This is a genomic window from Roseobacter sp., from assembly GCF_045106495.1.
In the GTDB taxonomy this organism is placed as follows: Bacteria; Pseudomonadota; Alphaproteobacteria; order Rhodobacterales; family Rhodobacteraceae; genus Roseobacter.
The window spans coordinates 134,737-158,269 of sequence record NZ_JBGCEQ010000002.1 but is presented as its reverse complement, the minus strand read 5'-3'; the positions used below and the strand labels follow the sequence as shown (position 1 = coordinate 158,269).

The 23,533-nt window shown below is 56.2% G+C and carries 22 protein-coding genes and 1 riboswitch; of the genes, 6 read left to right on the top strand and 16 right to left on the bottom strand.

What is annotated here, in order from left to right; genetic code table 11:
• Positions 1 to 15: 15 nt before the first annotated feature.
• The 6 genes from AB8B75_RS01420 to AB8B75_RS01395 all read right to left on the bottom strand — a co-directional run bounded on the left by AB8B75_RS01420 (position 16) and on the right by AB8B75_RS01395 (position 5,851).
• Complete coding sequence (locus AB8B75_RS01420) at positions 16 to 855, bottom strand: ABC transporter permease (RefSeq protein ID WP_405359271.1); 840 nt, start codon at positions 853 to 855, stop codon at positions 16 to 18.
• Positions 852 to 1,712 (bottom strand): ABC transporter permease, encoded by an 861-nt coding sequence (locus AB8B75_RS01415; protein WP_405359270.1) that lies wholly within the window; start codon positions 1,710 to 1,712, stop codon positions 852 to 854. Before AB8B75_RS01415 ends, AB8B75_RS01420 begins: the two co-directional genes overlap by 4 nt.
• Before the next feature lie 154 nt (positions 1,713 to 1,866).
• Positions 1,867 to 2,697: an ABC transporter ATP-binding protein gene (locus AB8B75_RS01410; RefSeq protein WP_405359268.1), complete on the bottom strand. Its 831-nt coding sequence runs from the start codon at positions 2,695 to 2,697 to the stop codon at positions 1,867 to 1,869.
• Positions 2,694 to 3,062, bottom strand: coding sequence for a hypothetical protein (locus AB8B75_RS01405; RefSeq protein WP_405359267.1), 369 nt, complete (start codon positions 3,060 to 3,062; stop codon positions 2,694 to 2,696). The genes AB8B75_RS01410 and AB8B75_RS01405 overlap by 4 nt, the downstream gene beginning before the upstream one ends.
• A 13-nt stretch (positions 3,063 to 3,075) precedes the next feature.
• Positions 3,076 to 4,536, bottom strand: coding sequence for a dihydropyrimidinase (gene hydA / locus AB8B75_RS01400; protein ID WP_405359265.1), 1,461 nt, complete (start codon positions 4,534 to 4,536; stop codon positions 3,076 to 3,078).
• Between the two features lie 64 nt (positions 4,537 to 4,600).
• On the bottom strand, positions 4,601 to 5,851 hold the full coding sequence (locus tag AB8B75_RS01395) for a Zn-dependent hydrolase (RefSeq protein ID WP_405359264.1): 1,251 nt from the start codon (positions 5,849 to 5,851) through the stop codon (positions 4,601 to 4,603).
• A gap of 181 nt (positions 5,852 to 6,032) precedes the next feature.
• Between AB8B75_RS01395 and AB8B75_RS01390 the strand changes: the two genes are divergently transcribed.
• Both AB8B75_RS01390 and AB8B75_RS01385 read left to right on the top strand, forming a co-directional pair.
• Positions 6,033 to 6,650 carry a TetR family transcriptional regulator C-terminal domain-containing protein gene (locus AB8B75_RS01390; RefSeq protein WP_405359262.1) on the top strand — a complete coding sequence of 206 codons (618 nt, stop codon included), beginning with the start codon at positions 6,033 to 6,035 and terminating at the stop codon, positions 6,648 to 6,650.
• Between the two features lie 116 nt (positions 6,651 to 6,766).
• A complete protein-coding gene (locus AB8B75_RS01385) occupies positions 6,767 to 7,240 on the top strand; it encodes a hypothetical protein (protein WP_405359261.1) in 474 nt (157 codons plus the stop codon).
• A gap of 1 nt (position 7,241) precedes the next feature.
• Here AB8B75_RS01385 and preA read toward each other — a convergent pair whose 3' ends face one another.
• Both preA and AB8B75_RS01375 read right to left on the bottom strand, forming a co-directional pair.
• Positions 7,242 to 8,543: an NAD-dependent dihydropyrimidine dehydrogenase subunit PreA gene (gene preA, locus AB8B75_RS01380; protein ID WP_405359260.1), complete on the bottom strand. Its 1,302-nt coding sequence runs from the start codon at positions 8,541 to 8,543 to the stop codon at positions 7,242 to 7,244.
• 24 nt (positions 8,544 to 8,567) lie between these two features.
• Positions 8,568 to 9,899 carry an NAD(P)-dependent oxidoreductase gene (locus AB8B75_RS01375; RefSeq protein WP_405359259.1) on the bottom strand — a complete coding sequence of 444 codons (1,332 nt, stop codon included), beginning with the start codon at positions 9,897 to 9,899 and terminating at the stop codon, positions 8,568 to 8,570.
• A 326-nt stretch (positions 9,900 to 10,225) separates the two neighbouring features.
• On the opposite strand from AB8B75_RS01375, the gene AB8B75_RS01370 reads away from it, so the two are divergent.
• Complete coding sequence (locus tag AB8B75_RS01370) at positions 10,226 to 10,432, top strand: cold-shock protein (RefSeq protein ID WP_405359258.1); 207 nt, start codon at positions 10,226 to 10,228, stop codon at positions 10,430 to 10,432.
• A gap of 52 nt (positions 10,433 to 10,484) precedes the next feature.
• Here the strand turns inward: AB8B75_RS01370 and AB8B75_RS01365 are convergent, their stop codons facing one another.
• On the bottom strand, positions 10,485 to 11,102 hold the full coding sequence (locus AB8B75_RS01365; protein ID WP_405359256.1) for an SOS response-associated peptidase: 618 nt from the start codon (positions 11,100 to 11,102) through the stop codon (positions 10,485 to 10,487).
• 5 nt (positions 11,103 to 11,107) lie between these two features.
• Positions 11,108 to 11,740 (bottom strand): arylesterase, encoded by a 633-nt coding sequence (locus AB8B75_RS01360; RefSeq protein WP_405359254.1) that lies wholly within the window; start codon positions 11,738 to 11,740, stop codon positions 11,108 to 11,110.
• A 51-nt stretch (positions 11,741 to 11,791) separates the two neighbouring features.
• Here AB8B75_RS01360 and AB8B75_RS01355 point away from each other — a divergent pair, with 51 nt between their 5' ends.
• Together AB8B75_RS01355 and AB8B75_RS01350 are read left to right on the top strand one after the other, a co-directional pair.
• Entirely contained in the window at positions 11,792 to 12,481 is a 690-nt protein-coding gene (locus AB8B75_RS01355; RefSeq protein ID WP_405359253.1) for an ABC transporter ATP-binding protein, read from the top strand.
• Positions 12,478 to 15,006, top strand: a complete 2,529-nt coding sequence (locus AB8B75_RS01350) for an ABC transporter permease (protein ID WP_405359252.1) — start codon at positions 12,478 to 12,480, stop codon at positions 15,004 to 15,006. Before AB8B75_RS01355 ends, AB8B75_RS01350 begins: the two co-directional genes overlap by 4 nt.
• A gap of 4 nt (positions 15,007 to 15,010) precedes the next feature.
• Here AB8B75_RS01350 and gcvP read toward each other — a convergent pair whose 3' ends face one another.
• The 3 genes from gcvP to gcvT all read right to left on the bottom strand — a co-directional run bounded on the left by gcvP (position 15,011) and on the right by gcvT (position 19,419).
• On the bottom strand, positions 15,011 to 17,854 hold the full coding sequence (gcvP, locus tag AB8B75_RS01345; RefSeq protein WP_405359250.1) for an aminomethyl-transferring glycine dehydrogenase: 2,844 nt from the start codon (positions 17,852 to 17,854) through the stop codon (positions 15,011 to 15,013).
• Between the two features lie 61 nt (positions 17,855 to 17,915).
• Positions 17,916 to 18,275 carry a glycine cleavage system protein GcvH gene (gene gcvH, locus AB8B75_RS01340; RefSeq protein ID WP_405359249.1) on the bottom strand — a complete coding sequence of 120 codons (360 nt, stop codon included), beginning with the start codon at positions 18,273 to 18,275 and terminating at the stop codon, positions 17,916 to 17,918.
• 19 nt (positions 18,276 to 18,294) lie between these two features.
• Positions 18,295 to 19,419: a glycine cleavage system aminomethyltransferase GcvT gene (gcvT, locus tag AB8B75_RS01335; protein ID WP_405359248.1), complete on the bottom strand. Its 1,125-nt coding sequence runs from the start codon at positions 19,417 to 19,419 to the stop codon at positions 18,295 to 18,297.
• Positions 19,420 to 19,565: 146 nt separating this feature from the next.
• Positions 19,566 to 19,654: riboswitch (glycine riboswitch) on the bottom strand.
• A gap of 96 nt (positions 19,655 to 19,750) precedes the next feature.
• Here gcvT and AB8B75_RS01330 point away from each other — a divergent pair.
• Positions 19,751 to 20,341 carry a gamma-glutamylcyclotransferase family protein gene (locus AB8B75_RS01330; protein WP_405359247.1) on the top strand — a complete coding sequence of 197 codons (591 nt, stop codon included), beginning with the start codon at positions 19,751 to 19,753 and terminating at the stop codon, positions 20,339 to 20,341.
• On the opposite strand, the gene AB8B75_RS01325 is transcribed toward AB8B75_RS01330, so the two are convergent.
• Genes AB8B75_RS01325 through AB8B75_RS01315 form a run of 3 tightly spaced genes read right to left on the bottom strand, consistent with a single transcriptional unit; the run spans position 20,288 to position 23,511 of the window.
• Positions 20,288 to 21,685, bottom strand: a complete 1,398-nt coding sequence (locus AB8B75_RS01325) for an MATE family efflux transporter (protein WP_405359246.1) — start codon at positions 21,683 to 21,685, stop codon at positions 20,288 to 20,290. The two genes, AB8B75_RS01330 and AB8B75_RS01325, sit on opposite strands and share 54 nt — an antisense overlap.
• 30 nt (positions 21,686 to 21,715) lie before the next feature.
• Entirely contained in the window at positions 21,716 to 23,041 is a 1,326-nt protein-coding gene (gene gltX, locus AB8B75_RS01320) for a glutamate--tRNA ligase (RefSeq protein WP_405359245.1), read from the bottom strand.
• 59 nt (positions 23,042 to 23,100) lie between these two features.
• Positions 23,101 to 23,511: a DUF1801 domain-containing protein gene (locus AB8B75_RS01315; protein ID WP_405359244.1), complete on the bottom strand. Its 411-nt coding sequence runs from the start codon at positions 23,509 to 23,511 to the stop codon at positions 23,101 to 23,103.
• Between the last annotated feature and the right edge of the window lie 22 nt (positions 23,512 to 23,533).

Below are 23,533 nucleotides of genomic sequence, written 5' to 3'. Positions count from 1 at the left end.
CCTTTATTTTGTTTTTCAGTTTCTTTGGGACGGATGCCAAAATGTCACCGCCCGTTCAATCAGCGCGACGCAACCATAAAACGCCGAGCCCACGATCGCAGCAACCACGATTTCCGCCCAGACCAGATCCAGCGAGAGCTGTCCAACAGACGTCGATATTCGAAAGCCCATTCCTCGTATGGGTGAGCCAAAAAATTCCGCGACTATGGCGCCGATCAACGCCAGAGTGCTTGCAATCTTCAACCCGTTGAAAACAAATGGCATTGCAGCAGGTAAACGTAGTTTCAACAAAGTGGTCCAATAGCCGGCCGCGTAGGTTCGCATCAGATCACGCTGCATGGCAGAACTATCCGACAAGCCCTGTACAGTGTTCACAAGCATTGGGAAAAATACCATCACCACCACCACAGCTGCCTTGGAGTGCCAGTCAAACCCAAACCACATCACCAAAATGGGTGCCATACCGATCACCGGCAACGCGGCCACAAAATTGCCGACGGGCAATAATCCGCGCCGCAGGAAGTCAAACCGATCCACTAGAATCGCCACGACAAATGCCGATCCGCACCCCAGCACGTAGCCCGTCAAAGCGCCCTTGATCACAGTTTGCACAAAATCTTCCCATAAGATCGCCGTAGATGCGGCAAAGCGTACGGCAATCATTGAAGGGGCTGGCAACAGGATTGGGCTGATGTCAAATCCGCGGACAAGACCTTCCCAAACCGCGATCAAAGTCAGACCAAATATCACCGGGACGACCAACGCAATCGCCCGTGATTGTGGCAAAGCCGCCAGTCGCGAGTTTAACCACCACCCCGCGACCCAAACCCAGAAAGCAAAGAAAAGCCAGATCATACCATGCCCATCCGCTTCAAGGTGACGCGTTGGATCACCCCTATGATTGCCACAAGGGTTGCAGCCAACGCCGCCGCCATGATCAGAGCAGACCAGATTTGTATTGTCTGACCATAGTAGCTGCCCGCCAGTAACCGCGCACCCAAACCGGCAATGGCACCGGTTGGTAGTTCCCCAACAATGGCGCCAACCAATGATGCTGCCATCGCGATCTTGAGCGAGGTAAAGAGGTAGGGCATCGAAGATGGCAATCGCAACCGCCAAAATGTCTGGTGCGGGCTGGCGTTCCAGGTATGCATCTGGTCCAGCTGCATTCTTTCGGGGCTGCGCAGCCCCTTGACCATGCCCACAACTACAGGAAAGAACGATAAATACATTGAAATCATCGCTTTGGGTAACAAACCTGAAATTCCTACCGCGTTCAAAACGACAATAATCATTGGCGCAATGGCGAGAATAGGGATGGTTTGGCTGGCAATGACCCAGGGCATCACCGACATGTCCATCGTACGGTTGTAGACAATGCCGACCGCCAGCGCGATACCGAGCGCAGTACCAAGTGCAAACCCCAAAAGCGTAGCACTCAGCGTGATCCAGCTATGATAAATCAGCGAGCGTTTCGAAGTGATTTTCTTTTCAACCGTGGTTTGCCAGATTTCGGCAGCTACTTGATGTGGAGCCGGTAGTTTTGGTTTCTCTTGGCTCCATGTATCTGCGATCAACGTTTGCGTTGTCAGCGTTTCGCCCGAACGTGTCGCTTTGTCATGGGCCCAGGCCGCGTTCAGCCAAATGGCCGCAGCATACCAAAGCACAAAGATTGCGCAGACAACGGTTACAATAGGCAGCACGCTACGCATTTCCGACTCTGCCTCGCCAAATTACTGCCAACACCACCAACTCAAACAATATCGGCTGCACCAAAAGAGACAGGAGGATGCGCATCAAACACCCCTGCCCAGAGGCTCGCAGAAACAATTGTGCGCCAAGTGGCGCGCAAGGATCAAACCTCGATCAGTCATCAATGTGCCCCGCACGCAGTCCCTGACGGACCCGGTGGGCCACTTCCAGAAAAGCGGCTGTGTCGCGTATGTCCAAAGGCCGCTCTTTGGGCAGGGGGCTCTCAATCACATCGGTGATCCGGCCAGGACGCGGGCTCATCACCACAATCTTGGTGCTCAGATACACCGCCTCAGGGATCGAGTGGGTCACAAAGGCAATCGTTTTTTCAGTTCGGGCCCAAAGCTGCAGCAATTGTTCGTTCAAGTGATCCCGTACAATTTCGTCCAGCGCGCCAAAGGGCTCGTCCATCAGCAAGATATCCGCATCAAAGGCTAAGGCCCGCGCGATTGAGGCGCGTTGCTGCATGCCGCCCGACAATTGCCAAGGGAATTTACGCTCGAACCCCGCCAGTTCGACAAGCTCCAGCACGCGCGCTACCCGCGCATCCATATCGGAATTTGAATACCCCATGATCTCTAGCGGCAACCTGATATTGCCACCTATCGTGCGCCACGGATATAGCCCCGCCGCTTGAAAAACGTAACCATAGGCGCGTTTTTGGCGCGCTTCCTCGGCGCTCACACCATTGACTGTGATTTTTCCGCCCGTAGGGTGCTCCAGATCCGCTATACAGCGCAAAAACGTCGTCTTTCCACACCCCGATGGGCCGATAAAGCTCACGAACTCACCTTTGCCGATATCGAGCGATACGTCCTTGAGGGCACGTACTGGACCATCGTTGGTCTCGAAGGTCAGGTCTAGGTTTCTTGCGGAAATCACACTCGTTTTGACTTCAACTGTTCCAACCGTTTCGGTTCGTTTCGGGGTTTTTTCTTGTCTCATATTGTTCGCTCTGCAGCGGCCAAGCGCCATTTGCAGAGTGTACGCCATGCCAAAAGCACAGTGACAAATGGCGCAAAAACGAACGCAGTGAGGCGGTCAATGTCCGGAAACTTATAGCTGCATTGGAAAAAAGGAATTACTTCGGTTGCACCGTCTGGTTTTGGTAACAATCTAAATGGATCACCTGTACAATTCAGCAAAAGAGCCAACGTGGCGTAAAGCGCTGTGCTGGTGCCAACAAAACCGATAATAACCGCTATTTTTGGGAACCAATTCGATAGAATCGCCATAGTTCCAACAACCGCACAAACATAGACCATGCTCACGCTCGACAACACAGCAGAGAAAAAGAGCAAACCTTTCAAATCACTAAAATCCTCAAATCCCCGCCGGAATGTTCATCGGATCACGTTTGATCATCTTGGGTGCGGTCAGCGCTTTCCATTTACTCAAGGCCTCAGATGCGGAGGAAAACGCCGGGCGCGGGATGAAACGACCGCGGCCCGGATTGGGTTGCGAATTTTGCCCCCAGGCCCAGATCACTTCACCCCGGTTCAGGGTATAACGGCTCTGGGCTTTGACCTCGAAACCCTCGAACACGTTGTAATCCAAAACAGAATGATGATTGGAGGGCGAAATGGTTTTGGAAATTTTTGGGTCCCAAACCACGATGTCCGCATCCGCGCCTTCGACCAGCGCGCCCTTGCGTGGGTAGATGTTCAGGATTTTGGCCACGTTTGTCGAGGTTGCTGCAACGAACTCATTCGGGGTTAAGCGGCCCGTTTCCACACCTTCGGTCCACAGCACGGCCAGACGCTCCTCCAACCCGTTTGAACCGTTAGGAATGATGCGAAAGTCATCGCGACCGGCGCGCTTTTGTTCGGTATTGAATGCCGCGTGATCGGTCGCGACCACTTGCAAGGATCCTGCCTGCAGACCCGCCCACAACGAATCCTGATGGTCCTTGGAACGGAATGGTGGCGACATGACGCGCCGCGCCGCGTGGTCCCAATCCTTGTTGAAATACTCGGATTCATCTAGCGTCAGGAACTGAATAAGGGGCTCGCCGTAGACCCGCATGCCTTTTTGACGCGCGCGCCTGATCGCCTCATGCGCCTGCTCGCAAGACACGTGAACGATATACAAGGGCACCCCCGCCGCGTCTGCAATGGTGATCGCGCGGTTTGCCGCTTCTCCTTCAAACTCGGGCGGTCGGGAGTAGGCATGACCCTCTGGACCAGTAATCCCCTGATCAAAGTACTTTTGCTGCATCTCGGCGACCAGATCACCGTTCTCCGCATGTACCATCGGCAGCGCACCAAGCTCGGCACAGCGCTTGAAAGAGGCGAACATCTCGTCATCCTCGATCATCAACGCCCCTTTGTAGGCCATGAAGTGTTTGAAGGAATTCACGCCCATGTCGACGGCGTCTTTCATTTCATTAAAGACTGTCTCGTCCCACCCTGTGATCGCCATGTGATAACCGACGTCGGAACAAATCTGCGGCGCCGATTTACGGTGCCACTCATTGATGGCATTCTTGATCGACCCATCCGCGCCCGGCAGACAAAAATCAACGACCATGGTGGTCCCGCCCGCCGCCGCAGCCCATGTGCCACTCTCAAAGGTTTCAGCTGCAGTCGTGCCCATGAAGGGCATCTCAAGATGGGTGTGCGGATCAATGCCACCCGGGATCACATAGGCGCCTTCGGCATCAATGGTTTCGTCGCCGGTCAGGTCTTCGCCAATTTGTTTGATCGTTTCGCCTTCGATCAACACATCGGCTTTCCAGGTCCGATCCGCCGTGCAAACCAAACCGCCTTTAATAACCTTGGACATTTCTTAACTCCTCGTTCTGTCAGCTGCCGCGGTGACTACCGAACGCGCGCTGCAACCAGTGTTTTTATCCCACAATCTCAGCTGTTTCGACCACAGCATGCAGCAACACGTCTGTGCCCGCCATAGCCCAGTCTTTGGATATCTCTTCCGCCTCGTTGTGGCTCAACCCGTCCACACAAGGGCACATCACCATCGCCGTGGGAGCCACACGATTGATCCAGCAGGCGTCATGACCGGCACCGGAAATCAGGTCCATGTGGGAGTATCCCAGACGTTCAGCCGCCGCCCGCACGGCACTGACACAACCCGCATCAAAGGTGACCGGGTCAAACCCACCTACCTTTTCAAACACGATCTCCAGCCCCATGTTGTCCACAATTTTCTGAGCTTCAACATGAAGCTGAGCCTCCATATCCTGAATCACGCTCAAATCAGGCGAACGAAAGTCAACTGTGAACACAACCTTGCCGGGGATCACATTTCGCGAGTTTGGATAGACATCAATGTGCCCTGCTGCGCCCACGGCGTGCGGCTTATGCGACCATGCAATCTCGTCCACTTTTTCCAATACCCGCGCCATCGCGAGACCTGCGTTCTTGCGCATTGGCATCGGGGTCGAGCCGGTGTGGCTGTCTTTGCCAAGGATCGTGATTTGCGTCCATGACAGGCCTTGACCATGGGTAACCACGCCAATGTCGCGCCCCTCAGTCTCCAATATCGGACCTTGTTCGATGTGCAATTCGAAGAATGCGTGCATTTTGCGCGCACCGACCTCTTCCTCGCCCTGCCATCCAATGCGCTTCAGTTCATCGCCAAATTTCTTCCCTTCGGTATCTACCCTGTCGTAGGCCCAGTCCTGCGAATGAATGCCAGCAAACACACCTGATGAAAGCATCGCCGGTGCATAGCGCGTTCCTTCCTCATTGGTGAACTTCGTCACCACAATCGGATGTTTGGTTTGAACACCCAGATCGTTCAGCGTACGGATGATCTCCAAACCGCTCAAAACACCCAGAACGCCATCATACTTCCCACCGGTTGGCTGGGTATCCAGATGCGATCCGACATAGACCGGCAAGGCATCAGAGTCCGTGCCCTCGCGGCGCGCAAACATGTTGCCCATCTGGTCCAGACCCATTGTGCACCCGGCGGCCTCACACCAGCTTTGAAAAAGTGCGCGGCCTTCTGCATCCTCGTCGGTCAAGGTCTGCCGATTGTTACCTCCCGCCACACCAGGGCCAATTTTGGCCATTTCCATCAAGCTGTCCCAAAGCCGGTCCGGATTGACTTTCAGGTTTTCTCCGGGCGCGGGCATAGCTAGGTCCTTCCTGACGATACATTCTTGGGGGCAACAGTAATTTTTACCAATTGGTCAATACACGATTGCCACTCGGCTATGGCAAGTCAAGACTTCCTTTTGAGCGCCTTGCATGGGAAGCTGCCGTTAACCGGTTTGATGCCCTAATTTCACGCAACCTGATTGGATACCTTCGCCAATGCCGGACGGCACAAACAAAAAACCAAGTCGCATCCAGCAGCGCAATCGCAGCCTTATTCTGGATGCCGCTTTGGATGTGTTTTCTCAACACGGTTATCGTGGCACTACGCTGGATCAGATTGCCGAAGCTGCGGGTCTCAGCAAACCCAATATTCTGTACTATTTTGACGGCAAGGAAGAGATCCATATCACGCTTCTGAACCAGTTGATGGCAACCTGGCTGGACCCTTTGGTAACACTCGATCCACAGGGCGACCCGTTGAGCGAAATTCTCGGATACGTTCGGCGCAAATTGGATATGGCGCGTGAACTTCCACGGGAAAGCAGACTTTTTGCGGGTGAAATTCTGCAAGGTGCACCACGGATAGCGCCCCACCTCAAAACTGACTTACAGCCTCTTTTTGAAGAGAAGTGTGACGTGATACAGAATTGGGTGGATCAGGGGCATCTCAACAAAGTTGATCCGCGTCATTTGATTTTTTCCATCTGGGCCACGACCCAACATTACGCGGATTTCGCGGCGCAAGTAGAAGTCTTGCTGGAAGATGACCCCAAAGGCCACGAGCAAGCAGAATTGTATCTTGATACCTTGTTCACACGTCTTTTGAGACCTTAACCGATAGTTAACCAAGCTTGCAGAAACCACAGCGCCTTAAGGCCTCGTTAATCTTCACTTTGCATTAATGATTGCGGGTGGCGGCTTCAGATTGAACGATTAAATCGGAGCTAACCATGAGTGCGATTTCTTTCAACGCCCCTTACGCGCCGCAACCGGTTGCGGCGTCGGCGAACGACCCACAGGGCATTAATGCCCAGATCAACCAGCCGATTGCAAATTCGGCAGCAAACAACGGGACCAATCTGGCATCAGATCACTCCGGACAGGGCGCAGGCAACGGGACAGGAACTGGAGGCGCGCATCTCGCCAGTCTGCTCAAACGTGGCAGAGTCGCAATGCCGCCTGTCGAAGCAACTCCAAAGTCAGTCATTGACGCGCAGACGACAGAAGGAACCAGTGCCGAATTTCTTGCTCAAAAAGCACAATTGCGGGCGGAATTCAAAGCGCAGCAGAATGCACGGGACGATGCGCAGGTTGCTGAACGAGCCGCAGCCGCGAAGGAAGCCGCCGCCAAAGAGCAGGAGCCTGAATTTGAGCTGCCCAACCCACTGCCCACAGCCCCTATTCTTGAACGCGATGACGCGTAGGTTACTCCGCTGCAGCTGAACCAGGGTTATTGGGATGGGTCGTCCAATTGGCGTATTCCGGTGACACCACTACCCCAGTACGCGGGTCTACCTGACCTGGCGCGACCTTTTCCATCGTGATGCAAGACTCCACCGGGCAAACGTTAACGCACAAGTTACAGGCGACGCATTCTTCGTCGATAACGGTGAATGTGCGGTCTTCAGACATGGCAATCGCCTGGTGTGACGTGTCCTCACAGGCCGCAAAGCAACGCCCGCAAGAGATACAAAGGTCCTGATCAATCTTGGCCTTGGCGACATAGTTCAGGTTCAGGTACTGCCAATCCGTGATATTTGGCACAGCGCGTCGCACAATCTGATCTACTGAGGTCAAACCTTTGCCATCCATGTAATCGCTGAGGCCTGAAATCATTTCCTGAACGATTTTGAAGCCGTAGGTCATGGCCGCAGTGCAAACCTGCACGTTGCCCGCACCAAGAGCCAAGAATTCTGCGGCATCGCGCCAGGTCGTAACGCCGCCGATCCCGGAGATCGGTAGCTGCGCCAAAGCCGGATCACGTGCGATTTCCGCCACCATGTTCAGAGCGATGGGTTTCACCGCAGGCCCGCAATATCCCCCATGCGCACCCTTGCCATCAATTGTGGGTTCAGGTGCAAAGAGATCCAGATCCACGGATGTGATTGAATTGATCGTGTTGATCAGAGAAACTGCATCCGCGCCCCCCTGCAAAGCCGCCTCGGCCGGTTTGCGAACATCTGTGATGTTGGGCGTAAGCTTCACGATTACTGGCATGCGCGTATTGGCCTTGACCCAGCGCGTCACCATTTCGATATACTCGGGCACCTGCCCTACAGCCGACCCCATGCCGCGTTCCGACATCCCGTGAGGACAACCGAAGTTCAACTCCACCCCGTCGGCGCCAGTGTCTTCCACGAGCGGCAGGATGTACTTCCATGGGTCTTCCTCACAGGGCACCATCAGCGATACGACCATGGCACGGTCCGGATAATCACGCTTGACCACTTTGATTTCATCCAAATTGGTCTGCAGCGGGCGATCCGTGATCAATTCAATGTTGTTTAACCCCAGCAACCGACGATCGGCGCCGTAAACTGCCCCATATCTTGGCCCGTTTACGTTGACCACATGCGGATCCAGACCAAGCGTCTTCCACACGACGCCGCCCCAACCCGCGTCAAATGCGCGGCGGACATTGTATTCTTTGTCCGTAGGCGGTGCGGATGCCAACCAAAACGGGTTCGGGCTTTTGATTCCAATAAATTCACTTTTCAGATCAGCCATTTGCTATACTCCGTATGGTGGGTTTCAACCCGCTGCGCTCGTCAATGCGGTGTGAATGTCCATCGCTGCATCGCGACCCTCTGCGACAGCCGTCACAGTCAGGTCATCCCCGCCAGAAGCACAATCTCCTCCCGCCCAAACCCCAGTAACCGAGGTTCGGCCTCTATCCTTTACAGCGATTTTACCACCCTCGAGATCTGGCAAGCCCTCGCCCTCAAGCGTTTGACCAATGGCCCTAAAGACCTGATCCGCTGCCAATCGCAACGTTTGGCCTGTCGGTTTCATTCTATCGTCGACATAGTCAAATTCGATCTCACGCACCGCGCCGTTTCCAATGATCGCGCCTGGAACCGCATGTGTGACAAGACGCACGCCCTTACGCGCCGCCAAATCCTGTTCAAACACGCTCGCGTTCATCCGGTCCCGACCCCTTCGATAAACCAGTGTGACATTCAATGCTCCAAGCAGTTTAGCCTGAACCGCCGCATCAATCGCTGTCATTCCGCCGCCGATTACGACCACATCGCGGCCGACAGGCACTTGCGCTAAATCCTCAGCCTGCCGTAGTTCCGAGATGAAATCGACTGCATCCAAAACGCCCTCCTTCTCCGACCCTTCTGCGTGCAATGCATTGACCCCGCCCAGACCCATGCCGAGGAATACTGCGTCATATGCGTCGCGCAAGCCGTCGAGCGTCTCTTCGCGGCCCAAAGCACGCTCGTATTCAATCCGTATTCCACCGATTTCCAGTAACCAGTTCACTTCGGACTGTGCGAAACCTTGCACCGTTTTGTAGGTCGCAATGCCGTATTCGTTCAAACCACCTGCTTTGGGCTGGGCATCATAGACCACCACGTCATGTCCCAGCATGGCCAACCGGTGCGCACAGGAAAGGCCAGCAGGACCCGCCCCCACGACAGCCACTGTTTTGCCGGTTGTCTCAGCGCGGGAAAAGGGATGTACCCCCTGGCCTTGCAAATGATCGGTCGCATAGCGTTGCAATTGTCCGATCAATACTGGCTTGCCTTCTGCAGCCTCGCGTACACAGGCTTCTTCACAAAGCTGTTCGGTCGGACACACCCGCGCGCACATACCGCCCATAATGTTCTGACCGAGAATCGTTTTTGCAGCTGCATCCGGTGTGCCTGTCGCAATCTGGCGAATGAACAGCGGAATATCGATATCCGTCGGGCAGGCGGTGATACATGGCGCGTCGTGACAGAAATAGCACCTATCTGCCGCAACCAGTGCTTCATGCGGATCAAGTGGGGGATGCAGGTCAGAAAACTGCGCCTCATAGTCCGTTTCATCCAAACGGCCTGGCACGATTCCGGGTGTAAATGCATCGCTGGACATGGTTTTTTCCCACACTGGCTGGTTCATTTTGGAAAACGCTCTCATGGTTTCATTTTTTTATCAACTGGTAAAATTTGAATTCCTGCTCATCAATGATCAATTGCTCAAATTAAAAGCAATACACGGATGGCGGGAAATTGCCGATGCAATCGTATGCACCTTTGTCATTAGATTATCACTTGATTTTGAACATTCGTGCTTCAATATCAGAGCCGCGACGCGACAAACTATCGACCACTGCTCTTATTTGGCCAGTCAATCGATCTGCTTTCGACCGAGCCAAGCTGCCGCATTCTGCGGGCAGCACAAGACAGGAGAACACGGGAATGGCCACAGGCACCGTGAAATGGTTCAACACCACCAAAGGGTATGGGTTTATTGCACCCGACGGCGGTGGCAAAGATATTTTTGTACATATTTCCGCTGTAGAACGAGCCGGCCTTACAGGATTGGCGGACAATCAAAAAGTCACGTTTGACGTAGAAGCAGGCCGCGATGGCCGCGAAAGCGCAGGCAATATCGCACTGGCGTGATCGCAGAACGAAACGATTGCAAACGGGCGCGGGGGTGCCCGTTTTTTTTGGATCAGGGGCCGTTCCAATCTATGCCCTTGGCCTCGGCGACCGTCAGCCTGCCTGCCGGCCAAGACCGTAGCAGGGGTTTCACATCCTCTTCAGATCTCGACAACCAATGTTCAATATCCGTCAGTTCCAAAATGACACCCATACGGTTATGGATATCGCACACATCTTTCGATGGCGCGCAGGTCAATGTGGCCACCTGATCCACCACAACACCGCCCGGCCCCTGCCAACGATCGGTGATCGCTGCAAAATACAAAAACCCTCCCACTTTAGGCGTAATGGCCCAGGCGGTTTTGCGACGTTTTTCACCCGTCCATTCGTACCAGCCGTTCATCGGCACCACGGCGCGGCCCGTGCCCAGATAGGCTGATTTGTCAAAAACGGTCTCACTGCGCGCGTTCACAATGGTCTCCATGACTGGGCGGCCGCGCGCATTGACCCGACCCACCGGCACAATACCCCAACGCATGTACCGAAGTCCTGCTTCTGTGACCACCACGATGTTTTGACCCGGCGCAATATTGTGACGCACAGGCTCATCTGCAACCGACTCCCCATTTCGTCCCAGGTCTTTTGCCAAATCAGACATCGATGACGTCAGAAAAAAGCGGCCTGGCATGGTTGCTATTCCGCGGCCTGCGCGATCAGCGCAAGCACATCGGGGCCAAGCGTTTCCACGATTTTAGCCACGCCTTCCGCGTTGGGATGAATACCGTCGGCCTGCATGTAAGCGCGGGCACCGTCTGGGTCCTCCATCGCATTCAGCCCCGCGAAGAAGCTTGGCACCAAAAGAGTTCCGTAGGTCTCGGCAAGCTCCGGGTAAATTGCGTCAAATGCAGCTTTATACTCCGGGCCGTAATTGCCCGGCGCTTCCATCCCGACCAGTAATACATCGACATCAACGGCGGCGGCTGCCTGCAGTATCCCGTCAAGGTTTTCTCGGCTGACAGATGGTTCTATCCCGCGCAACAGGTCGTTGCCGCCCAAGGCCACGATCATCGCATCCACTTCCGGCGTCAACGTCCAGGCAGCGCGCGACAACCCACCAGCCGTAGTGTCGCCGGAAACGCCCGCATTGATCAGGTGTACTTCGGCCCCTCGATCCTCTAACCACGCCTGGAGTTGCGGCACGAAACCCTCTTCAGTTACCAACCCGTAACCCTGCGTCAGGCTGTCCCCGAGTGCTGCGATAACGATGTCTTCGGCCTGCAACACACCCGGCCAAAGAAAAGCAAATCCCATCAAAACCTTGCGCATCTTGATCTAGCCTCCATATGCCACACGTATCCCCCTAAAGGTGCCCACTCTATGACCAACTCTGTGTTCTCTCTCAATGATGCGGCTTTGTCGCTGGATGGCAATGCCGGGCGGGTAGATATCCTGCATGGTATAACGATGGATGTTCACAAGGGCGAGAGTTTGGGACTGATCGGGCCTTCCGGCTCAGGAAAGTCATCTCTTTTAATGCTGATGGGGGGATTGGAGCGCGCAACAGGCGGCAGCGTTATGGCTTTGGGTCACGACCTGACCCACATGTCAGAAGATGCTTTGGCACGATTTCGACGCAACCACATGGGCGTGGTTTTCCAGTCGTTTCACTTGATCCCGACCATGACCGCTTTGGAGAATGTCGCCTCGCCGCTGGAACTGGCGGGAGATGCGGATGCCTTCTCCAAGGCTGAGGCCGAGTTGGAGGTGGTTGGACTGGCTCACCGCGCCGATCACTATCCGTCGCAAATGTCCGGCGGCGAACAACAACGCGTGGCACTGGCCCGCGCCTCGGCACCCAGACCGGACATCCTTTTGGCGGATGAACCCACCGGAAATCTGGATGGGGCCAACGGAACCGCCATCATCGATTTGTTGTTTGGCTTGCGGGACCGCTACGGCGCCACACTGGTTCTAGTCACCCATAGCCAAAGCCTTGCCGCACGCTGCGACCGCGTGATCCGTTTGACAGATGGCCGCATTGCTCCGCTTGAGCGAGCCGCAGAATGAGCCTACGCATTGCGGCAAAATTTGCCCGACGTGAGCTGCGCGGCGGCCTGCGCGGGTTTCGCATTTTTCTGGCCTGCCTGGCACTCGGCGTGGCGGCGATTGCAACCGTTGGGTCCGTCCGCTCCAGCATCGAAGCAGGACTGGCCCGCGAAGGTGCGGCCCTTTTGGGAGGGGATGCCGAGCTTGATTTTACCTACCGTTTTGCGACCGAAGAAGAACGCGCATGGATGACGGACAAGGCACTCGCTGTTTCAGAGATCGTAGACTTCAGGTCCATGGCGGTGGTCGGCGAAGGTGACACTGCTGAACGGGGTCTGACCCAGATCAAGGCCGTCGATACGGCTTATCCTCTGGTCGGTACTGTGGTTCTAGACCCTGATATCTCACTCGCCGAAGCGCTGGCAGGCTCAAATGGCTTGCCGGGCGCCGTGATGGAGCGGGTATTGATTGACCGACTCGGCCTTTCCGTTGGGGACACCTTCCGGCTGGGCACGCAAAGCTTCCACCTTTCGGCCGTGCTGGTACGCGAACCTGACAGTGCCGCAGGCGGGTTCGCGCTTGGCCCGCGCACGATCGTCAGTACGCCGAGCCTGGAAAACTCCTCGCTGCTGGCTTCAGGATCGATTTTTGAGTCAGAGTATCGCCTGAAACTGCCCGAAAACACAGACCTCGATGCGCTCGAAGCCGAAGCCCGCGTTCGATTTGACGGCACCGGCGTGCGTTGGCGGGATTCGCGCAATGGCGCTCCCGGTGTATCGCGTTTTGTGGAGCGTCTGGGCTCCTTTTTAGTGCTCGTCGGGCTCTCGGGTCTGGCCGTTGGCGGGGTCGGCGTTTCCTCTGCCGTGCGGTCCTACATGTCTAGCAAGACCAATGTCATCGCCACGCTCAGGACCCTCGGCGCCGAACGATCGACGATTTTTCAAACCTACTTCTTGCAGATCGGTATTCTATCGATTTTGGGCGTTGGCATCGGCGTTATGTTGGGGGGGCTTGCGCCGCTGTTGTTTGCGCCATTGATCGAAGCGCGCCTTCCCATTCCTGCGCAATTCGCCCTTTACCCCAAACCCTTGTTCGAAGCCGTAATCTATGGGTTGCTCACTGCCTTTCTGTTCACTCTCTGGCCTCTGGCCCGCGCCGAAGACATCCGCGCTGCCACCCTCTTTCGCGACGCATTGAGCGCCGGGCGCAAGCTGCCGGCTCTCCGCTATCTCGTTATGACCGCAGTGGCATTGGCCCTCTTGCTCGCAGTTGCAGGATGGTTTTCAGGGTCTTGGTGGCTCACGCTATGGACCGCTGGTGGGATTACCGGCGCGTTGATACTGCTGTCAGGTGCTGCATTTCTGATCAGGACCCTGTCGCGAAGGGGCGGCAAACTGGCCCGGGGGGCCCCACGTCTCAGATGGGCGCTTGCGGCGATTGCCGACCCGCGCGAAGGCGCTGCATCGGTTGTACTTTCACTCGGATTGGGCCTTTCCGTCCTGGCCGCTGTCGGTCAGATCGATGGCAACCTGCGCAATGCCATCTCCGGAAACCTGCCCGCCATTGCTCCCTCATACTTCTTTGTGGACATCCAGAAAGACCAAATTGACGGCTACACGGAGCGGCTGCAAAACGACCCGGCTGTAGAGCGTATCCAGTCCGCACCCATGTTGCGCGGTGTGGTCACTCAAATCAACGGCATCCCCGCCCGTGAGGTGGCTGGCGATCATTGGGTTGTGCGCGGCGACAGAGGCGTCACCTATGCCGAAGCACTGCCCGAAGACACGCGGCTGACGGCCGGCACTTGGTGGGCCGAAGACTACACGGGTCCGCCCCTGATAAGTTTTGCCGCAGAAGAAGCCGAAGAAATCGGCCTCAGCCTGGGCGATACGCTGACAATTAACATCCTGGGGCGCGACATCACCGGCACCATTGCCAGCTTTCGCGAGGTTGATTTTTCAACGGCGGGCATTGGTTTCATCCTGACCATGAACCCTGCGGCCCTTTCCGGTGCGCCCCATAGCTTTATTTCAACCGTCTACGCCGAAGAACACGCCGAAACCAAGATCCTGCGCGACCTCAGCACCCGGTATCCCAACATCACGGCCATTCGCGTACGAGACGCCATTGACCGCGTTGCGGATGTGTTGAGCGGGCTTGCAGCGGCAACCTCCTACGGCGCGGCAGCGACCCTGCTGACCGGGTTGCTTGTGCTCTTTGGTGCAGCATCTGCTGGAACGGGCGCGCGCAGTTATGAGGCAGCAGTACTGAAAACTCTTGGCGTGACCCGCCGCAGCATCTTCATCAGCTTCGCTCTGCGCTCCGCCCTACTGGGTTTGCTGGCCGGGTCGGTGGCCCTTGCGGCAGGCATAGCAGGTGGATGGGCAGTGAGCACCTTCATCATGGAAACTGAGTTCACCATCATCTGGCCCTATGCGCTTGCCATCATCGGCGGCGGCATTCTCGCGACACTAATGGCAAGCCTGGCATTTGCGTGGGGTCCGGTGAACACTACACCGGCCCGCGTGCTGCGCGCCAAGGAGTAGTCTGCTATTCGGCGGCTTCCGCGTAGTCCTCCATCGGGGGGCATGTGCAAATGAGGTGCCGGTCACCATAGACGTTGTCCACCCGGTTGACCGGTGGCCAGTATTTGTCCACACGAAAGGCGCCCGGCGGGAAACACCCCTGCTCGCGGCTGTAAGGGCGCTCCCACTCGCCGACCAGGTCTTCGACCGTATGCGGCGCGTTTTTGAGGGGGTTGTTCTCGGCATCCGCCTGCCCTGCCTCGATGGCTGCGATTTCTGCACGGATGGCCAGCATCGCATCACAAAAACGGTCAAGTTCGGCCTTCGTTTCACTCTCCGTGGGCTCTACCATCAGCGTCCCTGCCACAGGCCAACTCATCGTCGGCGCATGGAAACCGCAATCGATCAATCGCTTGGCGATGTCTTCAACAGTCACATGCGAGCTTTGCTCAAAAGGGCGTACGTCAAGTATGCACTCATGCGCGACTCGTCCAGTGGGACCTTTGTACAAGACATCGTATGCGCCTTCGAGCCGCTTGGCGATGTAATTGGCATTCAGGATCGCAACACGGGTCGCCTGCGTCAGCCCGTCCCCGCCCATCATAAGACAATATGCCCAGCTGATCGGCAGCAAAGATGGCGAACCAAAGGGAGCGGCCGAAACGGCTCCTTCACCATCCGTCGGCGCGCCCGGCAAATGCGGCACAAGATGCGATTTCACGCCAATAGGTCCCATGCCGGGGCCGCCACCCCCATGGGGAATGCAGAATGTCTTGTGCAGATTCAAGTGGCTCACGTCACCCCCCAGATCGCCTGGACGGCTTAATCCAACCATCGCATTCATGTTGGCACCGTCGATGTAAACCTGACCGCCATGCGCATGAGTTATTGCAGTGACCTCGGTCACTGTCTCTTCGAAAACCCCGTGAGTGGACGGATAGGTGATCATGCAGCCTGCAAGATTTTCGCCTGCCGCTTCCGCCTTGGTGCGAAAATCATCCAGATCGATGTCGCCATTGTCAGCTGTTTTTATCACCACGACCTTCCAGCCAACCATCTGCGCACTGGCAGGATTGGTTCCATGAGCGCTCATCGGAATCAGACAGATATTGCGATGACCCTCACCCCTACTGCGGTGATACCCCGAAATGGTCAGCAAACCGGCATATTCACCCTGCGCGCCGGAATTGGGCTGCATTGAAATGGCATCATAGCCGGTGATGTCGCAGAGTTTGGCGCTGAGATCATCAATCATGACCTTGTAACCCAGCGCCTGATCGGCCGGCACATAGGGGTGGATCAACGAAAACTCGCGCCAGCTCACCGGCATCATTTCGGCCGCAGAGTTTAGCTTCATTGTGCAGGATCCGAGCGGGATCATCGCCCGATCCAAGGCCAGATCGCGGTCCGCCAACCGGCGCATGTAACGCATCATTTCGGTTTCCGCACGGTTCATGTGAAAAATCGGATGTGTGAGATACTTTGAGCTGCGCAACATCTTTTCTGGAAAGCGGTAGTCCGGTTTGAAATCCTTGTCCTCGCGCACAATCCCAAAAGCCCGCCAAACAGCCTCCACCGTTGCAGGCTTGCAGCGTTCATCCAGGGTTATCCCGACCCGAAACTCGCCCACGCGACGCAGATTGATGCCTTCATCCACCGCCGATTTCATGACAGCCGACTGCAGCGGACCCACATCTACAGTAATCGTGTCAAAACATGCCCTTGGATCAACCTTGAATCCGGCGGCCTCCAACCCTTTGGCCAACCGCACTGTCTTGCGGTGAATGCGCTGTGCAATCGCGCGCAACCCCTCGGGCCCGTGGAAAACTGCGTACATCGACGCCATAACGGCCAGCAGAGCCTGCGCGGTACAGACATTCGAAGTCGCCTTTTCACGGCGAATATGCTGCTCCCGCGTTTGCAGTGAAAGCCGGTATGCGCGGTTGCCATGGCTGTCGACAGACACGCCGACAATCCGCCCCGGCATCGCGCGTTTATAAGCATCGCGGCAGGCCATATAGGCCGCATGTGGCCCACCGTAGCCTTCGGGCACGCCAAAGCGCTGGGTCGACCCAACGGCAATATCTGCCCCCATGGCACCGGGTTCTTTCAATAGTGTGAGCGCCAGAGGATCCGCTGCGACAACGCCAATCGCACGGTGTTCATGCAACGCGGATATATGATCCGTGTAGTCATTTACGTGGCCGTAGGTGCCTGGATATTGGAAGATCGCGCCGAAGACGGCACTTGCGTCCATCTTGGCGGGATTACCAACAATCACTTCTATCCCGAGAGGCGCGGCACGGGTTTTCATAACGGCTATGTTTTGCGGATGGCAATCACGGTCCACAAAAAAAGCCTTCGATTTCGATTTCGCCACCCGTTGCGCCATGGTCATGGCTTCGGCACAAGCCGTCGCCTCATCCAACAGTGAAGCATTGGCAATCTCAAGACCGGTCAGATCGGACACCATGGTCTGAAAATTCAACAGCGCTTCCAGACGACCTTGCGATATTTCTGGTTGATAGGGCGTATAGGCTGTATACCACGCCGGGTTTTCCAGAATATTGCGCTGGATTGCTGGGGGCGTCACCGTGCCATGGTAGCCCTGCCCGATCAGCGAGGTCAGCACTTTGTTCTGGGCACCGGTTTTTCGCAAATGTTCCAGCACTTCGCGCTCTGACATCGCCCGGCCAAAATCCAGAGGTTCCTTTTGCCGGATCACAGATGGCAGCGTGTCATCGATCAGCGCTTCCAGCGTGGTTACGCCCAAGGTGCCCAACATCTCCGCCATCTCACTCGGAGAGGGGCCAATGTGGCGCCTGTTGGCGAAGTCATAGGGCAAATAATCAGTTGGCTTGTAAACCATGGCTTGGTTCCCTTCCGTTGACGTGCAGTTTCATCCGGCTTTGATGATCCGCCCGCACAGTCTATGCGATGAATTTTTGATACCCTGCTTCGTCCATGAACTCGTCCATCTGGCTGGGATCACTCACTTGCAGTTTGAAAAACCAAGCCTCACCCTGCGGGTCATCATTGACCATGGCAGGATTGTCCGCGAGCGCAGTGTTCACCTCCACGATTTCACCGTCTACCGGGGCCAGAATGTCGCTGGCAGCCTTGACAGATTCGATCACCACCACCTCATCATCCTTGCTCACGGTGGTGCCTTCGTCGGGCAGTTCCACAAACACCACATCGCCCAGCTGTTCCGCGGCATGAATGGTGATCCCCACAACCATGACTCCATCTTCGTCGCGCAACCATTCGTGTTCTTCGGTAAATTTCATATTCTGGTCTCCTTTTTGATCATCGTTTGAATTTGGCTGGCACAAAAGGCAATTTGACCACCTCCAGGGGCAGCCGCTTGCCGCGGACCTCGCCGAACAATTCCGTACCGGGCGTCGTGAAACCGGTGCTGACATACCCCATTGCAACCGGTCCCTGAAGCGATGGTCCAAACCCGCCAGAGGTCACACATCCGATCTCGGTGCCACCATCAGTTTGGTCATAAATCAATACGCCGTCTCGCATCGGAGCACGGCCTTTGGGTTGCAATCCCACGCGTTGTCGGGGAACGCCTCTTTCCAGGGCAGCAAACACGGCTGTCGCCCCCGGGAAACCCCCCTCCCGGTCACCACCGACTCGTCTCGCTTTCTGCATGGCCCATGTAAGCCCGGCGGAAACCGGGTCCGTACCGGCGTCAATGTCATTGCCATAAAGGCAAAGCCCGGCTTCCAATCGCAAGGAGTCCCGCGCACCCAAACCGATGGGTGCTACACCCGGCTGTTCCAAAAGTATTTTCGCGAGCGCCTCGGCTTCGCTGGCATCGACGGAAATCTCATAGCCGTCCTCCCCGGTGTAGCCGGACCGCGAGGCCCAAACCGCATGACCATCCAGCGTCAAATCAAAAACGTCCATGAACCTCATATCTGCAGCGCGGCTATCCAATGCGGCCAGAACCGCTTCCGCGCCGGGTCCCTGCAAAGCGATCAGAGCGCGATCTTTCAATTCTGTCAGCTGTATTTGTTGTGGCAGGCCGTTCCGCATCCGCGCCAGATCCGCGACCTTGCAAGCAGCATTTACAACCACAAACAAATCATCCCCGCGCCGCGCAAACATCAGATCGTCCTCTATGCCGCCCGTTTCATTGGTGAACAAACCATAGCGTTGTCGCCCATCCGCCAAGCCCAGCACATCCATTGGCACCAGCGCTTCGAAAGCCAGCGCAACGCTTTCCCAAGACGGGCCGGACAAAATCACCTGCCCCATGTGGCTGACATCAAAGAGCCCGGCATGCGTCCGCGTATGAACATGTTCTTGCATCACACCCATCGGGTATTGAACCGGCATTGCATATCCTGCAAAGGGCACCATCTTCGCGCCAAGGCTCTCGTGCAGCTCGTAAAGCGGTGTTTGGCGTAAGTCACTCATTCGGCTTCTCCCCTGCGCCGGTTCATGTGTGATCAAAACACCGGCATCTGATACGCGCATGTGCGCGTCCTGATGCCCCCTCTGTCTTTTCGCCTGAGATCGCTATCCCTTCGGCGGATGCATCATGCATCTCTCTCCAGAGTTTCAGATCCCGCACGGTCCGGTGGCCTGAGAGTTTCCGGGGCGGTTGCTCCTTCGGCACCAGCCTCGCAGCTGGTTCTCCCGGGCGGGATTTGGTCAGACGGTATTCCGTTGCGTACAGATTGGTCAAGGTCTCTTGTGCCTCTTTCGGCATAATGTTTGACTACGTTCACTGATCTGCGGAGTAACGATGAACGACCCCTATTTCTTTGGCTATGGCAGTCTTGTGAACACCAAGAGTCACAGCTATCCCGATCCGCGCCCGGCCACCTTGAACGGTTGGCGCCGCGCCTGGGTGGCCACACCGCGATTCGGAGTGGTGTTGCTGACGGGCGTTCCGGCACCGGGTCACAGCATTCAGGGATTGATCGCCGCCGTACCTGGTGCAGACTGGGATGCTCTTGATGCACGCGAGGGCGGATATGCCCGGCTACCCGCGCGCCACGCCGTGGATCACAATCACCCGCATGATCCTGATATTGCTGTCTACGCAGTGGCCCCTGAAAACCACTTGCCACGCGATCGGCAAATGATCCTGCTCAGCTATCTGGATGTGGTCGTACAAGGGTTTCATGAGGTTTTCGGCGAAACCGGCGTGCAGGGTTTCTTTGACACGACAGACGGCTGGGATACACCCATCGTCAACGATCGTGCCAGCCCGCTTTACCCCCGACATCAAACCCTGACCAAAGGGCAAACTGCCCTTGTGGATGATCATTTGGCGCGTTTATCGGCGCAGGTGCAGGAGCGCCATGAGGCGCCCTTGCCGCCCGAATTCTGACCCCGTCGCCGGTAGGACACCCGGAGCTTCGCGCATCACGCGGCGCGCGAACACCCATCCCAAACCGCCAAAAATCACGCCCGCCAACGCTTGGCCGATCAACACGCCCTCTGCCCCCAGTAAGCCAGCACCCAACAGAACCAGAGGCACCATGCCAACAGTGTTCCGCCCCCAATTGAGGAAGGTGGAATAGAAGGGGTAACCCATGTTGTTGAACGCCGCGTTCGCGATGAACAACACGCCGTTGAAAAAGAATAGTAACGAGAGTGGACCGCAGAACAAAAACACCAGCTCCCGTGTGATGCCTGTGGCAGAAAACAGATCTGCTATCGGCGCGCGCAACAAAAAAAGAAGTGCGGATACAACGAAAACGACCATTCCATTGAAATACACCGCAGCCAGAAACCCGTCTCTGACACGCTCTGAATTGCCCGCACCATAGTTTTGACCAAGGATCGGCCCAACCGCTCCCGAAAGGGCAAAGACAATACCAAAGGCAACCATGGAAAGCCGGCCTACAATTGCCATGCCCGCAATCGCTGCCTCGCCGTAGTCGGCCATTGCTCGGGTCACGATGGCTTGGCCAACCGGCGTTGCAAGCTGTGTCAAAATCGCAGGGACCGCAATGGTGGCGATGGGGACGATATCGCGCAACATACCTGCCGCACGGGGTCGGCCCACGCCCCCGTAGTGCCGGGCAATAGGGACCAGCGCGGCGTAGGCGATGACCAGCCGTGCCGCCACGGACGCAAGTGCTGCACCCGTCAGATCAAGGCCCAACCCAAAGATCAAAATTGGATCCAGCACCGCGTTGACCGCACCGCCATAGATGGTGGCCATCATGGCCCGCCGGGCGTCGCCATGCGCGCGTAGAATGGCACCCCCCATCATGCCGAGCATCAAAAACGGCAGTGTCGGCACAATGATCTGCAAATAGCCAACCGCCAAATCTGCGATCTCTGCCTGAGCGCCCAGCAAAGAAACCAGAAAAGCGAGGTTCAGCCAGATCACGACCGCAAAAATGAGGCCAAAGACAAACCCATATATCAAGGAATGTGTCTTGCGTTCCTCGGCAAGCTGGCTGTCTCCGCTGCCAAGCGCACGCGCGACAAGAGCACCAGCAGCGATGGACATGCCGATGCCAAAAGAGGTGGTGAAAAACAATATTGTCGCGGCATAGCCAACCGCTGCGGCCAACTCGGCTTTTCCCAACATAGCGATAAAGATCATGTCGACAAAATCGACCAGAAAAATCGCCATCAGGCCAACGGAAGATGTCAGAGACATAACCGATACATGACGAAACAGATTGCCCGTCAGGAACTTGGCCTGTGCGTCAGCCATGACCCGCCTCCGTTTGCGCGGATCGCCAGGTCATCCCCGCGCCTTGACCACCTGCAATAGCGGCATCAACGCCGACATATCAGGCCCGTGTGCCTGCCCGGTCAGCGCTTTGCGCAACGGCATGAAAAGTCCCCTGCCCTTGCGGCCTGTTGCTTCCTTGACCGCAGAGGTCCAGGCACCCCATGTCTGATCGTCAAATGGGCCATCGGGCAAAAGCGCCATCGCTTCTTTGACAAATGCGGCGTCTTCGGCGTCAATCTGCGGGACGGCACCGTCGCGCATCATCTCCCACCAGGGACCAAGGTCTTTCAGTGTCGAAATATTCTGGCGGGTCACATCCCAGAATTGCGCTGCTTTTTCGTCTGGTACACCCGCCTCAACCACGGCCTCTTGTACCGCCGCAAGAGGCAAACTCGCCAAATGGCGTGCCGTCAGCGGGAAAAGATCATCCACATCAAATTTCGTGGGGGCGGAGCCAAAACGCTCAATGTCAAAACCATCAATCAGCTCGGCCATGTCAGAGCGCAACTCGACCGCATCCGAAGATCCCAACCGTGCCATCAAGCTCAAAAGCGCCATCGGTTCAATCCCTTGGGCGCGTAGATCACGCAGAGCCAAGGTGCCCAGACGTTTGGAAAGTGCCTCACCCTGTGGGCCGGTCAGCAGCGAGTGATGCGCAAAAGCGGGGACCTTCCCACCCAGAGCTTCGATGATCTGGATCTGCGTTGCGGTATTGGTCACGTGATCGGACCCCCGCACAACATTCGTCACACCCATCTCTGTGTCGTCAACAACGGAAGCTATCGTATAAAGCACCTGCCCATCGCCCCGGATCAGCACCGGATCAGATACCGACGCCGCATCGATGGAGATGTCGCCCAGAATGCCATCACGCCACTCTATCCGTTCACGATCAAGCTTGAACCGCCAGACACCGTCGCCGCGTTCAGCGCGCAGGGTTTCTTTTTCCGCATCCGTCAGGGCCAAAGCCGCACGATCATAGACCGGCGGCTTGCCCATGTTCAGTTGCTTCTTGCGTTTGAGATCCAGCTCTGTAGGGGTCTCAAATGCTTCGTAAAACCGCCCCATCTCGCGCAAACTGTCCGCAGCTGCCTGGTAGCGGTCCAAGCGTTCGGATTGCCGCTCTATGCGGTCCCAGTGCAGACCCAGCCATTCCAGATCGCTCTTGATGCCATCTACGTATTCTTCTTTCGAGCGTTCAGGATCCGTGTCATCGATCCGCAGGATGAACGTACCACCGGCTTTGCGCGCAATCAGATAATTCATCAAGGCCGTGCGCAGGTTGCCGATATGGATATAGCCGGTAGGCGAAGGGGCGAAGCGTGTGGTGGTCATGCATGTCTCCTGTTGGGGCGCGTGGTGTCACAGGGATCGGCGATTGTCCAGCAAAGCCATCACGTGGGATGGACAGGCCAGCGTGTGCTCAGATCCGCCAACCCTGCGCGGATCAACTGGTTTAATACAGTGAGATCCACATCTTCTAGCTTGTTAATATAGAGACAGGATTTGCCCAGCTTGTGCTTGCCAAGATTTTGCAGAATGGCGGCGAAATCGGCATAGCCGGGCATAATGTAGACCGATAGTTTGGCCTTTCGCGGGGCAAAACCTGTGGCCAAATGGGTTCCCGATCGACCGGATGCATAGGTGTAGTCGTAAGTGCCATAGCCTAAAATCCCGCCTTTCCAAAGCTTTGGCTGCCATCCTGTGGCCTGCTGGAAAATGCGGTTCAGCGATTCCGCTTCATGCTGACGACGTATCGGCATGACGGTTTCCAGAAAACCTGCGATTGCTCGTGCTTCATCCATTACGCGCGTCCCTCGCAAAAAA

Bases quoted from the DNA above. Each gene is read 5' to 3' on its own strand.
- AB8B75_RS01420 (WP_405359271.1), bottom strand. From the start codon at position 855: ATGATCTGGCTTTTCTTTGCTTTCTGGGTTTGGGTCGCGGGGTGGTGG.
- AB8B75_RS01415 (WP_405359270.1), bottom strand. From the start codon at position 1,712: ATGCGTAGCGTGCTGCCTATTGTAACCGTTGTCTGCGCAATCTTTGTG.
- AB8B75_RS01410 (WP_405359268.1), bottom strand. From the start codon at position 2,697: ATGAGACAAGAAAAAACCCCGAAACGAACCGAAACGGTTGGAACAGTT.
- hydA (WP_405359265.1), bottom strand. From the start codon at position 4,536: ATGTCCAAGGTTATTAAAGGCGGTTTGGTTTGCACGGCGGATCGGACC.
- AB8B75_RS01395 (WP_405359264.1), bottom strand. From the start codon at position 5,851: ATGCCCGCGCCCGGAGAAAACCTGAAAGTCAATCCGGACCGGCTTTGG.
- AB8B75_RS01390 (WP_405359262.1), top strand. From the start codon at position 6,033: ATGCCGGACGGCACAAACAAAAAACCAAGTCGCATCCAGCAGCGCAAT.
- AB8B75_RS01385 (WP_405359261.1), top strand. From the start codon at position 6,767: ATGAGTGCGATTTCTTTCAACGCCCCTTACGCGCCGCAACCGGTTGCG.
- preA (WP_405359260.1), bottom strand. From the start codon at position 8,543: ATGGCTGATCTGAAAAGTGAATTTATTGGAATCAAAAGCCCGAACCCG.
- AB8B75_RS01375 (WP_405359259.1), bottom strand. From the start codon at position 9,899: ATGTCCAGCGATGCATTTACACCCGGAATCGTGCCAGGCCGTTTGGAT.
- AB8B75_RS01370 (WP_405359258.1), top strand. From the start codon at position 10,226: ATGGCCACAGGCACCGTGAAATGGTTCAACACCACCAAAGGGTATGGG.
- AB8B75_RS01365 (WP_405359256.1), bottom strand. From the start codon at position 11,102: ATGCCAGGCCGCTTTTTTCTGACGTCATCGATGTCTGATTTGGCAAAA.
- AB8B75_RS01360 (WP_405359254.1), bottom strand. From the start codon at position 11,740: ATGCGCAAGGTTTTGATGGGATTTGCTTTTCTTTGGCCGGGTGTGTTG.
- AB8B75_RS01355 (WP_405359253.1), top strand. From the start codon at position 11,792: ATGACCAACTCTGTGTTCTCTCTCAATGATGCGGCTTTGTCGCTGGAT.
- AB8B75_RS01350 (WP_405359252.1), top strand. From the start codon at position 12,478: ATGAGCCTACGCATTGCGGCAAAATTTGCCCGACGTGAGCTGCGCGGC.
- gcvP (WP_405359250.1), bottom strand. From the start codon at position 17,854: ATGGTTTACAAGCCAACTGATTATTTGCCCTATGACTTCGCCAACAGG.
- gcvH (WP_405359249.1), bottom strand. From the start codon at position 18,275: ATGAAATTTACCGAAGAACACGAATGGTTGCGCGACGAAGATGGAGTC.
- gcvT (WP_405359248.1), bottom strand. From the start codon at position 19,419: ATGAGTGACTTACGCCAAACACCGCTTTACGAGCTGCACGAGAGCCTT.
- AB8B75_RS01330 (WP_405359247.1), top strand. From the start codon at position 19,751: ATGAACGACCCCTATTTCTTTGGCTATGGCAGTCTTGTGAACACCAAG.
- AB8B75_RS01325 (WP_405359246.1), bottom strand. From the start codon at position 21,685: ATGGCTGACGCACAGGCCAAGTTCCTGACGGGCAATCTGTTTCGTCAT.
- gltX (WP_405359245.1), bottom strand. From the start codon at position 23,041: ATGACCACCACACGCTTCGCCCCTTCGCCTACCGGCTATATCCATATC.
- AB8B75_RS01315 (WP_405359244.1), bottom strand. From the start codon at position 23,511: ATGGATGAAGCACGAGCAATCGCAGGTTTTCTGGAAACCGTCATGCCG.